Genomic DNA, 12,749 nt, shown 5'->3' with positions numbered 1-12,749 from the left:
GCTGCTGCGCCAGGGGATGCCCGAATCCCCGCGCTGGCTGGCCTCGGTCGGCCGCACCGCCGAGGCCGAGGCCCTGGTCGCGGATATCGAGCGCCAGGCGACGGCACAGGGCGTACCCCTGCCCGCCCCGACCCCGGCACTTGCGGACCCGGTCGAGACTGACATCCAGGACGGCGCCCGGCTGCTGCAGGCGCCGCTGCTGTCACGGCTGGTCGTCGGCTGCATCTCGCTGATGGTGGTGAACACGCTGATCTACGGCTTCATCACCTGGCTGCCGACCTTCTTCATCGGCCAGGGCCAGAGCGTCACCCGCAGCACCGCCTTCGCCCTGCTGATGGCGCTGGGCGGCCCGGTCGGGTCGGCGCTGGGGGCACTCGCCGCCGACCTGCTCGGCCGCAAGCCGACCATCATCGGCGCCGCATCCGCCGCCGTGCTGCTGTCGGCCGCCTTCGCGCTGTCCCAGGATCCAATCCTGACCGCGGCGATCGGCTTCCTGCTGACCATTCCGATCTACGTCCTGGTCGCGGCGTTGTTCGCGGTCTACATCCCCGAGCTGTTCCCGACCGGGGTCCGGCTGCGCGGCGTCGGCATCTGCAACGCCGCCGGGCGCAGCGCCAGCATCGTCGTGCCGCTGTTCATCGGTCCGATTTTCGCCCGGTACGGCGTCGGCGGCGTGCTGGGGCTGATGGCTGCGGCCCTGATCGTCATGATCATTGTCGTCGCCTGGCTGGGAATCGAGCCGCAGCGCCAGAGTGCCAAGGCCGCCGCACCGGCGGTCGCTTGAACGCCGGGTTCACCTGCTTCACGAAAATTTCATCGACCAGCGATGGCGACAATAACGTCGGGTTGTCTAGGAAAGGAAGGATAGGACGCGTGCGCGGATAATCCATTTTCAAGCCTGGAGCTGACCAGATGGCCGGCATTGGTGCCCCGATTCGCCTTCAGGTCCCTTCGCTGCCGCGCCGGCTGCGGCTGAGCTGCAGCGCCCTGGCCCTGCTCGCCGGGCTGGCGGCGCTCGGCGTGGCGATGGAGCCGGCACGGGCCGACAGCATCAAGATCGTCGGCATGCGGCCGGTGCGGGTCGATTCGGCGGGCGCCGGAAACAGCGGCGCAGCCGGTGGCGGCGGCAATGGCGCCAGCAGCAACAGCGCCATCGGCAACGCCCTGAACCGCGCCGCGTCGGCCGGCACTTCGGGTGGGCTGTTCAACGGTATGCAGCTGAACCGGGTCGTGGCCGGCGCCAGCAACCCGGTGGTTGACTCGGTCAACAAGCTGATGACCATCGATCAGCTGAAGCCGAAGGCGGTCATCAACTGGAACCGGTTCAACATCGCCGGCGGCGAGACCGTCAAGTTCGACCAGCACGGCAACAAGGACTGGGCGGTGCTGAACAAGATCGGCCAGGCCGATCCGTCGCGCATCGACGGCGCGCTGAAGGCCGACGGCCATGTCTATCTGATCAACCAGAACGGCGTGATCTTCGGCAAGGGCGCCCAGGTCAATGTCCGCAACCTCGTGGCGTCGTCGCTGAACATCAGCACCGACCGGTTCATGAAGGGCATCCTGGAGAACAAGCCCGAAATCACCAGTGGCGAACTCCGGCCAATTGATTTTCAAGCCGTAGATGATGCCGGCAACGCCTATACGCCCGGTGCCATCAAGGTCGAGCGCGGCACGGTCATCCAGGGGCCGGAGAATGGCAGCGTCATCCTCCTGGGCGGATCCATCGTCAATGAAGGGACCATCCGGGTTCCTACCGGCCAAGTGGTGCTGGCCGCCGGCAGAACAGTCGCCCTGGCGGATCCGAACGACCCAGTGCCGACCAACGAGAACCTGGCCAAGCCCAACCTGTTGGACGACGAGAAGAAGGTCCGCGGTGTCCTGGTCCGGGTCGATGGTGGTGTTCAGGGGGGCAGTCCATCCAATCCAGAGGCGTCCGTCGTCAACACCGGGGTCATCGAGACGCCACAAGGGAACCTCACAATCGCGGGCAATCAGATCAGCCAGATGGGGCGGCTGTCGGCGACGACATCTGTGCGAGCCAACGGATCGATCCTGATCGAAGGCAGCGGCACCACGACCTTCGGCCGAGGCAGCGTGACCGAGATCCTGCCGGAGGACAGCACCGACACCATCACCGATGCGGAGACCTTCCAGCCCTCCTTCATCGGAGTGACCGGCAACGTGACGATGGAATCAGGGTCACTGATCCATGCACCGGCCGCCACGATCAAGATCCTGCCGGGCAGCGGCCGCTTCTACATGGATTGGTTCAGCCGCATCGATGTGTCCGGCACCACCACCACCGAGGTGGCGATGGAGCGCAACCAGGTGTCGATCAAGCTCGGCAAGAACGAGCTGAACTCGCCGCTGCAGCGCGACGGCTTCCTGTACAAGAAGACGATCAACGTCGACGTCCGCGAAGGCTCGCCGATCGGCAGCATCGACGGCTATCTCAAGGGCATCGGCCGAACCGCCATCGAGCGCAGCGCGGTCGGCGGCACGGTATCGATCGTCTCGAACGACCAGGCCCAGATCGGCGAAGTGGTGATCCGCCAGGGAGCCATGATCGATGTCTCGGGCGGCCAGGTGCATTATCGCGCCGGCTATATCGACACGACCCAGTTGATCGGCGCCGATGGCCGGGTCTACGACATCAGCCAGGCGACGCCCGACATCGAATATGTCGATTTCGCCGAGCACCGCTACGCACAGCAGCAGGTCTACGGCCCGCGCTACGAGGCCGCCTACACCGATGGCATGGCCGCCGGCTCGGTCTCGATCACCACCGGTGCCGCGGTGCTCGACGGACGGATCGTCGGCCAGACCACGCCGGGGGCGCGGCAGCGGTCGCTCGGCCAGTTGCCGGCGCTGGGCAGCCTCACCCTAAACCTGACCGGCCCGGTGGATGTCTCGTTCGGCGCCGGCGGATCCGGCCTGCCGGGCGGATTCGGCTCCGCTTCGATACTGCCGGAGACCCAGCGCGGCCGGCTGGTGCTCGCCCCGTCGCTGGTCGGCGCCGCGGGGGTGGACAAGATCGCGATCGTGACCCGGGGCGGCGACGTCGATGTGGCGCGCGGCGTGACCCTGCGCACGGCACCGGGTGGATCGGTCGATCTGCGGTCGCAGACGGTGATCGTCGGAGTGCCCGGCCTCTATGCGGGCGTCCCGGACCAGTATGGCGACATCCTGATCGCCGGCGCGATCGAGACACCGTCCGGCACGATCACTCTGGGTGGGCGGGATATCACCCTGGCATCGGGGGCGCGGCTGACGGCCCGCGGGCAATGGGTGAACGACACGATCGATGCCCAGGGCAACCCGCCGCACAACGGGGAAGGCCCGGTCGGCGCCGCCCTGCCGGATGGCGGCTCGATCAGCCTGGGGGCGCTGCGGAACCTGACGCTCGAGCGTGGCAGCCTGATCGACGTCTCGGCCGGCGGCTGGGTGGCGGCCGACGGGTCGCTGACCAAGGGCAAGGGCGGCGCCGTGCTGCTGACCTCCAGCCGCTATATCGACCCCCTCATCGCGATCCGGCCCAGCGAGGGCCGGATGCTACTCGGCGGCGACATCCAGGGCTTCGGGCTCGACCGCGGCGGCTCCCTGACCATCCGCACGGACCGGATCTGGATCGGCGGCGGCTTGGCGCCGGAGGGGGCGCTGGTGCTGGATCCAGGCTTCCTCGGCCGCGGCGGCTTCAGCGACGTGGCGCTGCAGGGCTATCGCGGCGTCACGGTCGCGCCGGGGACGGTGGTGGCCCCTGTCGTGCCGACCCTGCAGCTCAATCCGGGCTACCTGACCCGGGCCAGCGGCGGCGACGTGTTCGGCTTCGCCAGCCTGCAGCTGCTGCCGGAGAATCTACGCCCCGCCGGCTCGCTGACGCTGATCGCGCGCGGCAGCGACACCCGGGCGGACGACTATGGTTTCGGCGCGGTCGATCCCGCCAGCGGCCTGGCCTACGAAGGCGGCGGCAGCGTGGTCTTCGGCCTGGGCTCGGTGGTCCGCATGGCCCAGGGCGGCGCGGTGACGGCCGTGGCGGCGCGCACGGTGCGGGTGGACGGCACGCTCGAGACCCCGGCCGGGCAGATCACGCTGCAGGGCGGCGTCACCCCTGATTCAGAGACCGTGACCGACCCGGCGACGGGGACGACGCACCAGGGGGCCGCCTATGACCCGGAGGCCGGTGTGCGCATCGGCGCCACCGGCCAGTTGCTGGCGCGGGGCGCGGTCAAGCTCGACCTGACGACCGACGGCACGCGGCGCGGCACGGTGCTGGACGGCGGCACCATCACGGTGCAGTCGTACAATGGCGCGGTGGTCGTCGAACGGGGCGCTCTGCTCGATGTCTCCGGCGTCCAGACCGACATCGATGTCCGCGGCATGACCATGTACGGGCTGAAGCTGCGGTCGCAGACGATCGCCAGCAACGGCGGGACGATCCGGCTGACCGGCAGCGAGGGGCTGTTCATCGACGGCACGCTGCTGGGTCGCGGTGGCGGCCCCGGCGCCGAAGGCGGCTCGCTCATCACCGAACTGCTGCAGGGCTCACTGGTCACCCAGACGAACAGGTTCGGCCTGCCCTTCGATTTCATGCGCGTCCTAGACATCCGGCAGTCCGGGCTGTCTCCGGCTGCGACCGACGGATACGACGCCGACACGCTGCGCGGCCTCGCCGGACAGGGTTTCATCACCGCCGACACGGTGATGGGCGGCGGCTTCGGCAGCTGGGCAATGTCCAGCGAAAGCGCCGTGAACTTCGACGGCAACGTCAACCTCAAGCTCGACCGCGAGATCCAGATCTCGGCTGCCACCATCGGCGCCACGCCGGGATCGACGGTGCAGCTGCAGGCGCCGCACGTGTCCTTCACCAACATCGGAACGGACGGTGCGACGCCCGGCCTGCCGCTGACCGGCCCGATCGTCAGCCCGGCGACGCAGTTGTCCATCCTGGCCGATCTGATCGACATCCGCACCTCCGCTCTCCGTCTCGGCGGCAGCTACCAGTTCACCGACCCGATCAGCGGCGAGCTGGTGTCGAAGGACTTCGGCGGCTTCACCCAGGCCAGCTTCGAAAGCAGCGGCGACATCCGCTTCGGCAGCATCTCCACCGACAACCTCGGCACGCTGACCAGCGCCGGCGACCTGGTGTTCAAGGCGGCGCAGCTGTACCCGACGACGGGCCAGAGCTTCACCATCAGCACCCCGGGCAAGGTGACGGTGCTGCCGAACGGCACCGCCGAGGCGCCCTGGTCGATCGGCGGCCAGTTGACGATTCAGGCGCCGGAGATCGTGCAGGACGGTACGATCCGGGCGCCGCTGGGCCTGATCGTGCTGGGCCTGGAGGATGACGGGACCGATCTCGTCAGCAAGGTCACGCTTGGCGCCGGCAGCCTGACCTCGGTCTCGGCCGCCGGGCTGACCGTGCCCTATGGTTTTGTCCAGAAAGGCTCGGTCTGGTTCGACACCAACGGCCAGCGCATCGACACCCCCCCGGTGAAGGAGGTGCGGCTGCGCGGCGACGACGTCGAGGTCGACAAGGGCGCGGTGATCGACGTGCGCGGCGGCGGCGACCTGCTGGCCAGCGAATTCGTCCCCGGCCTGGGCGGCCCGGCCGACGTGCTGGACGACCCGAACAGCTTCGCGGTGATTCCGGGCTTCAGCGGCTACGCGCCGCTGGACAACTACATGACCGGCGCGCAGCCCGCGTCGCAAACGCAGATCGACATGCGGTCGGACGTCCCGATGGTGGACGGCACCACGGCCGTGGCCGGGCAATATTTCAGACAGGGGGCAAACACCTCGCTGCGGGTCGGCGACCAGATCTACCTGTCGGGCGGCGGCGGCCTGCCCGCCGGCACCTATGTGCTGCTGCCCGCGCGGTATGCGCTGATGCCGGGCGCCTACCGCGTCCGCGCCTTCGATGGCGGCCTCGACATGCTGCCGAAGATGAACGGCCGGGCGCCGGATGGCAGCGCCTTCGTCGCCGGCCGCCGCTCGGTGCTGAACACCGGCATTTCCGATGCCCGCTGGTCCGGCTTCCAGATCGAATCGGGCGGTGTGCTGCGGCAGCGGGCGGAATATGACGATTACCGTGCCAACAGCTTCTTCCAGTCCGATGCTTTCCTGAAGCGCCAGAAGAGCGACGGCATCACCGCCGCGCCGCCGACCCTGCCGATTGACGGCGGCACGCTGGTGGCCAACGCCACCCAGACGCTGGCCCTGAACGGCACCGCCCAGTTCGCGCCGGCCCAGGGCGGGCGGCTCGGCCGCTTCGACATCGCCGCCGCCAAGGTCGCGGTGGTCTCGGCCGGGGTCGATACCCAGGACCTGGCCGCCGACGGTTATCTGCTGCTGCAGGCGGAACAGCTCAACAGCTTCGGCGTCGGCAGCCTGATGATCGGCGGCGAGCGCAGCCCGGCCGGGGTCACCCCGACCGATCCGCGTGGCGGCACCCAGGTCGCCGTCTCGGCGACCGATGTGATCGTCCGCAATGAAGGCACCCCGCTGCAGGGGGCTGAGATCCTGCTGGCCGCGAGCAATGCGGTGACGGTGGAATCGGGCAGCGTGATCCGCACCACCGGGGCTGATGTCGGCGCGGCCGACACGCTGCGCCTCGACGGCGACGGGGCCTTGTTGCGCCTGTCCACCGGCGACCGGGCCGATGTGCTGCGCAGCGATATCGGCGGGTTTGGCGGCAGCCTGACGCTGGAGCAGGGTTCGGCCGTCCTCGCGTCGGGCAGCCTGACGCTCGACGCCACGGGCAACACGGTCCTCGCCACCAACCAGATCGCCGGCGGTCGCGCCATCGACGCCGCATCCGGCCAGATCAGCTTCGGCGACGCGCCGGCCGACACGCCGGGCCTGGTGTTCCGGGACGGCACGCTCGGGGTGCTGGCGCAGACCGGGACCCTGACGCTGCACAGCTACAGCAGCATCGATTTCTACGGGGATGTCACCGTCGGCACCGGCCAGGGCTCGTCGCTGGGCGTGCTGTCGCTCGACAGCCGCGCGCTGATCGGCCATGGCGGCAACGTCACGGTGAATGCCGGCGCGGTGCGGCTGCGCAACACCGGTGCCGCCTTCGACGACCCGGTGGCTGCCGCCGGCGGCAGCCGGACGATCAACGCCACCACGCGCCTCGGCGCCGACGGCAAGCCCGTCGCCGGCAGCGGCCGGATCGACCTGGCCGATGGCCCGGTCCGCATCGCCGGCTTCGGCGCGGCGACGCTGGCGGCCGATGAGCGCATCGTCGGCACCAGCGGCCTCGACACCGCCACCGACCTCGCCCCCGGCGCCGGCGGCGCCGACCGGCCGAACCGGCTGAAGGCCGATGGGTCGCTGGCGCTCACCGCGGCCGCACTGTCCGCCGGGGCAGGCGCGGACAACGCCATCGCCGCGGCCGGTGCCCTGACCTTCACCGGACGGGCGTCGGCGGACCTGCCCGCCTTCAATGATATCGGCGGCCGCCTGCGGCTGTCCGGCGACAGCATCACACTGGGCGGCAGGGTCGAGGTACGCTCCGGCATCCTGGAGGCGGCGGCGGCCGGGAGCCTGGTCATCGCCGACGGCGCGACGATCGATGCCACCGGCGTCGCCCAAACCTTCTTCGACCAGACCCGCTATGCCCCCGGCGGCACGGTCAAGCTGTCCTCGGCCCAGGGCGACGTGACGCTCGCGGGCGGTGCCAAGATCGTCCTCGGCGGGGCTGCCGGCGTGGCCGATGGCGACTTGGGCGGCGACGCCGGCCGGCTGATCGTCGACGCGGCCAAGGGCCGGTTCGTGGCCGCCGGCGCGATCGACGCGCATTCGGAAGACGGCACCCGCCAGGGCGCGGTCGACCTCGATGTCGGCCGGCTCGACGGCAGCTTCGACGCGCTGGCGGACAAGCTGACGGCGGCGGGCTTCGCCGAGGCGCAGCGGCTGCGCATCCGCAGCGGCGACGTGGTGCTCGGCACGACGGTCCGGGCCCGCGAATTCGCGCTGTCGGTCGATGGCGGCAGCCTCGACATCCGCGGCACAATCAACGCCACCGGTGCCACCGGCGGCGACATCCGGCTGGCGGCGGGCGGTGCCCTGACCTTGGACAACGGGGCTGCCCTGGACGCCTCCGGCATATCGGCCGACGCCGCGGGCAAGGGCGGCTCGGTGCTGCTCGCGGCCGGGGACAACGGCCGGTTCGACCTGCGTTCCGGCTCAACGATCGCGGTCGGCGCCGGCGGTGCCACCGGCACTGTGCAACTGCGCGCGCCGCGGACGAGCGACGGCGCCGATGTTGCCATCACCGGACCGATCGGCAGCCGGATCGATGGGGCGCGGCAGGTCACGGTCGAGGCCTATAAGGTCTTCAACGGGGTCTCGACGATCGACCAGGGCGTGATCGATCAGGTGGCGACCGACGCGCGGGCCTTCGCCGGACACACCGGCACCATCGCCAGCCGGCTCGGCGGCAATGTGGCCGTCCAGGCGGGCGAAGAACTGCGCAGCGACGGCGACATGACGCTGGCGACGGATTGGGACCTGCAGCACCTCAGCCAGGACGGCGTGAACGGCGTGCTGACGCTACGGGCCGGCGGTGACCTGACCTTGCTGGCCAATCTCAGCGACGGGTTCACGACCTTGGACGGCAAGAGCGTGCTGCAGGACGGCGGCGACTGGTCCTACCGTCTCGTCGGCGGCGCCGACACGGCCGGCGCCGACCCGATGGCGCTGCGCGCGGCGGCCGATCTCACGGCCGGCAAGGGCAATGTCCTGGTCGACACGCTGGCGGCGGCGCGGCCGCTCTTCATCCGCACCGGCGCCGGCGACATCGACATCGCCGCGGCGGCGGATGTCGTGCTCGGCGCCCGCACGAACACGAACTTCGATCTCAACACCTTCACCACCTACAACCCGGCCATGGTCTACACCGCCGGCCGACCGATCGGCGCGGGCGAGCAGCCGGGCTTCACCCCACCGGCGGGCGCCACCTACCCGACCGATGGCGGCGATATCAGCATCACGGCGGGCGGCAGCCTGTACGGCGTGCCCGAGAACCAGGTGGTGACCGACTACGTCTGGCGCCAGGGCGACGCCGAGGGACGCACGGGGCTGCAGACCAGCTGGTGGATCGACTTCGACGGCTTCCAGCAGGGCGTCGGCGCGCTGGGCGGCGGTAATGTCTCGCTGCGGGCCGGCGGCGACATCTCCAACCTCTCGGCGGTGATCCCGACGGTCGGCTGGGTTTCCGGCGACGCCGCCACCGGCACGGTCAACATCCGCAACGGCGGCACCCTCACGGTCGATGCGCTGGGCGACATCATCAGCGGCGTCTACTATGTCGGCCGCGGCGACGCGACGATCGAATCCGGCGGCGCGATCAAGGGCGGCGCGGATGTGGTCGACATGACCACCTTCGCCGACTACAAGCCGTACACGATCCTGGCGGTGGGCGATGCCGGCTTCCGGCTGCGCAGCCGCGGCGACCTGACCATCGAAACCGCGCTCGATCCGATGCTGCTGCCGCTTTCGACGCGGCAGAATCCCGACACGACCGTTACCGATCAATATGGCGGCTTCCTGTCGCGAGGAGACAACGGCGCCTTAGAACTCGATTCGATCGGCGGCAACGTCCGCTTTGGCAACAGGGGCGCAACCGTGCAGGGGGTCGCCGGCCTGGGAGGCCGCAGCGGATCAGACATCGCCAAGGCGATGCTGATCTATCCGGCCACCGTCCAGGCGGCCGCTTTCAGCGGCGACATCCTGGTTGACGGTGGCATGGTCCTGGAAAGTGCCGACCGAGGGACGTTGGACCTGCTGGCGGCGGAGAATGTCGTACTCCGATCCAGAGGCGATCCCGCAGCCCCCGCCGTGACCTATCCGCTGACATTCATCGCCATGGCGGATGCCGATCCGCAATTCGCACCGACCCCGCTGGATCCAGTCATCGTCAACTTCAGCGGCAATCAGGGCACCGCGGAACCGAAGCAATTCGAGCAGGCTTATTTCCTGATCACTCCTGCGCTGGACCAGGCCGGACGTCACATCGGCGACCCGGATCCGGTGCACATCTATGCCGTTGACGGATCGATCGCCGGGGATGTCGGTGGTGCCTACAGACTGACCCTGCCGAAGAGCCTCCGGCTGCGCGCCGAAGGCAATATCAGCAATCTCTCCATCAGTGCCACCAACACCAATGCGGACGATGTCACGCTGGTCCAAGCCGGCGGTGACATCAACCTGTCCTTGGGCTCCGGCGACGGGCCCAACGATTCCAGCACGCAGGTCAAGGTCGGCGGACCAGGCCAGTTGGTCGTCGCCGCCGGGGGCAACGTCGACCTCGGCACCGGCAACGGCATCCTGACCGACGGCAATCTGCGCACTTCGGTGCTGGCGGAACATGGCGCGGACATCACCGTCATGGCGGGGCTGGGCAGCGGCCAGCCGGACCGCACCGACTTCCTCGACCGCTATCTCGACCCGGCGCACGCTGCCGAGCTGGCGCCTTATCTTCAGGCCGCCGGCGGGTCGATCTACGCCGGGCAGATGATCGCCTATGTCCAGCAGGTGACCGGTCGGACCGGCCTGGACGCCACCGCCGCCTTCGCCCTGCTCAAGGCCCTGCCGCCGGAGCAGCAGGACCCGCTGATCCAGGATATCTTCTTCGCCGAGCTGCGCGCCTCCGGCCGCGAGGCCGGCGACCCCGCCAGCCCGCGCTTCGGCGCCACCGATCGCGGCTACGCCGCCGCTGCGGCGCTGTTCCCGGGCGATAGCTATTCCGGCAGCATCACCATGCTGGACTCCGCGATCAAGACGGAACGGGGCGGCAATATATCTCTGTTCGCGCCCGGCGGGGACGTCCGGCTTGGCGGCGTGGTTCCCCCCGGAACGTTCGGGCAGAAATTGAACCCCAACGACTCCGGCCTGTGGACCGTGCTTGGGGGCGACATCCGGGTGTTCGCCCAGGACGATATCCTGATCCGCTCCTCCCGCGCCCTCACCGCCCAGGGCGGCGACATCCTGATGTGGTCGTCCTTCGGCGACATCGATGCCGGCATCGGCTCACGCACCGCGCTGGCCACGGCGGCGCCGATCGTGCGTCTCAGCCTGAACGGCACGCTGCAGGTCGAACCCGGCGGCGTCACCAGCGGCAGCGGCATCGGCGCGCTGGTCCCGCCGGGCGATGTCGACCTCTACGCCCCGAACGGCGTGGTCAATGCCGGCGAGGCCGGCATCCGCGTCGCCGGCAACTTCAACGTCTTCGCGGTGCAGGTGCTGAACGCGGACAACATCCAGGTCGGCGGCAAGTCGGTCGGACTGCCGAGCGCGCCGGTCAACCCGGCCTCGATCGCCGGCACCGGCGACGTGGCCGCCGCCGCGACCCGGGCGATCGAGCAGCAGGTGCGCGACCAGGCCGAAAAGGGCGCCAAGCCCAACGAGGACGCGCCGCCACTGCTGATCACCGGGGCCTTCCTCGGCTACGACCAGGGGTAAGGCACCCTGCCCGAAGCCGGCATGGCGATCCAGGAACCTCTCCATCAAAGCGGGGAGCCCAGATTGCCGCGCCCCTTCGGGGCTTACCATGACGGCTGCTTATCAGACACTGCAACCACCACCGGCCCAACCGCGCTGAAGACCGGCCCGGTCTCCGGCACCTGCACCATCGGCTCCGGCACCTGACCGCCGCACCGGTCCCGGCCGTTCGCGCGCCCGGCGGAGTGATCTCCACCGGGCGGCAAGCACACGCGATCATCTTGATTTGATAAACCAGACATGATTAGGCCGAGTCTAATTCCGATAATATGCATACAAATCGATATTTCAGTTGTGTGAACATCCGTATCTTTGTCCACATCAAAATATTTATAAACGTTTCAGTTGCCATTGAACTGTGTTGAATGGGTGTGGTACTCAGCTTTATAGACAAATGATCGAAACATTCGCCTTCTTCATTCAGAATAAGGCGTGATGTGTGACGCTTTTATTTCATTGCCCAGGGGACGGGCGCGGACCATCGAAGGGGGATCCATGCGGCCAAGGCGGAGGTCGAGGCTTGCCGTGGCCGGCTGGGCCGCAGGCGTGTCGCTGCTGGCCCTGGGCGCTGGCCGGGCGGCGGACGCGCCGGCCGCGGGCAGCGCTGCGCCCGCACCGGCAGCGGCGGCACCGTCCGGCGGCACCACCGCGGCCAGCCGCTTCGACGTCATGGAATTCCAGGTCCAGGGCAACACCGTGCTGCCGGTGGTGCAGATCGAGGAGGCGGTGTACCCCTTCCTCGGCCCCGGCAAGTCGATCGACGATGTCGAGGGCGCCCGCGCGGCGCTGGAGAAGCGCTACGCCGACGCCGGCTATGTCACCGTTGCCGTGAACATCCCGGAGCAGACGGTGCGCGACGGTGTGGTCAAGCTCGAGGTGGCGGAGGCCCGGGTCGGCCGCCTCAGGGTGCGCAACTCACGCTACTATTCACTCGGCCGGATCAAGGATGCGGCCCCCTCGCTGGCCGAAGGCACGGTGCCGCAGCTGGCCGGCATCCAGCATGATTCGGAGGTGCTGAACCGGCTGCCGGGCCGCACCGTGACGCCGCTGCTGAAGGCGGGGGCCGAGCCGGGCACGGTCGATGCCGATCTCACCGTCGAGGATGAATCGCCGTTCCAGGCCTCGGTCGAGCTGAACAACCAGTACAGCGCCGACACCAAGCATCTCAGGCTGTCCGGCTCGGTCGGCTACAACAACCTGTGGCAGCTCGGCCATTCCGTGTCGCTGCAATACACCACCGC

At 69.2% G+C, this 12,749-nt stretch carries 3 protein-coding genes; all 3 read left to right on the top strand.

The window, feature by feature from the left end:
• A partial coding sequence (locus AC3XYG_RS40585) for an MFS transporter (protein ID WP_489145599.1) occupies positions 1–784 on the top strand: 784 nt, incomplete at its 5' end.
• A 128-nt stretch (positions 785–912) separates the two neighbouring features.
• The gene (locus AC3XYG_RS40580; RefSeq protein ID WP_489145598.1) at positions 913–11,469 is read left to right on the top strand and encodes a filamentous hemagglutinin family protein; all 10,557 of its coding nucleotides are present in this window, start codon (positions 913–915) and stop codon (positions 11,467–11,469) included.
• A 564-nt stretch (positions 11,470–12,033) separates the two neighbouring features.
• Positions 12,034–12,749 (top strand): POTRA domain-containing protein (locus AC3XYG_RS40575; RefSeq protein WP_489145597.1); only part of this gene is annotated, 716 nt, incomplete at its 3' end.

Source organism: Inquilinus sp. (assembly GCF_057815775.1).
The sequence above is the reverse complement of the archived record's forward strand: the minus strand, read 5'-3'. Positions and strand labels throughout refer to the sequence as shown.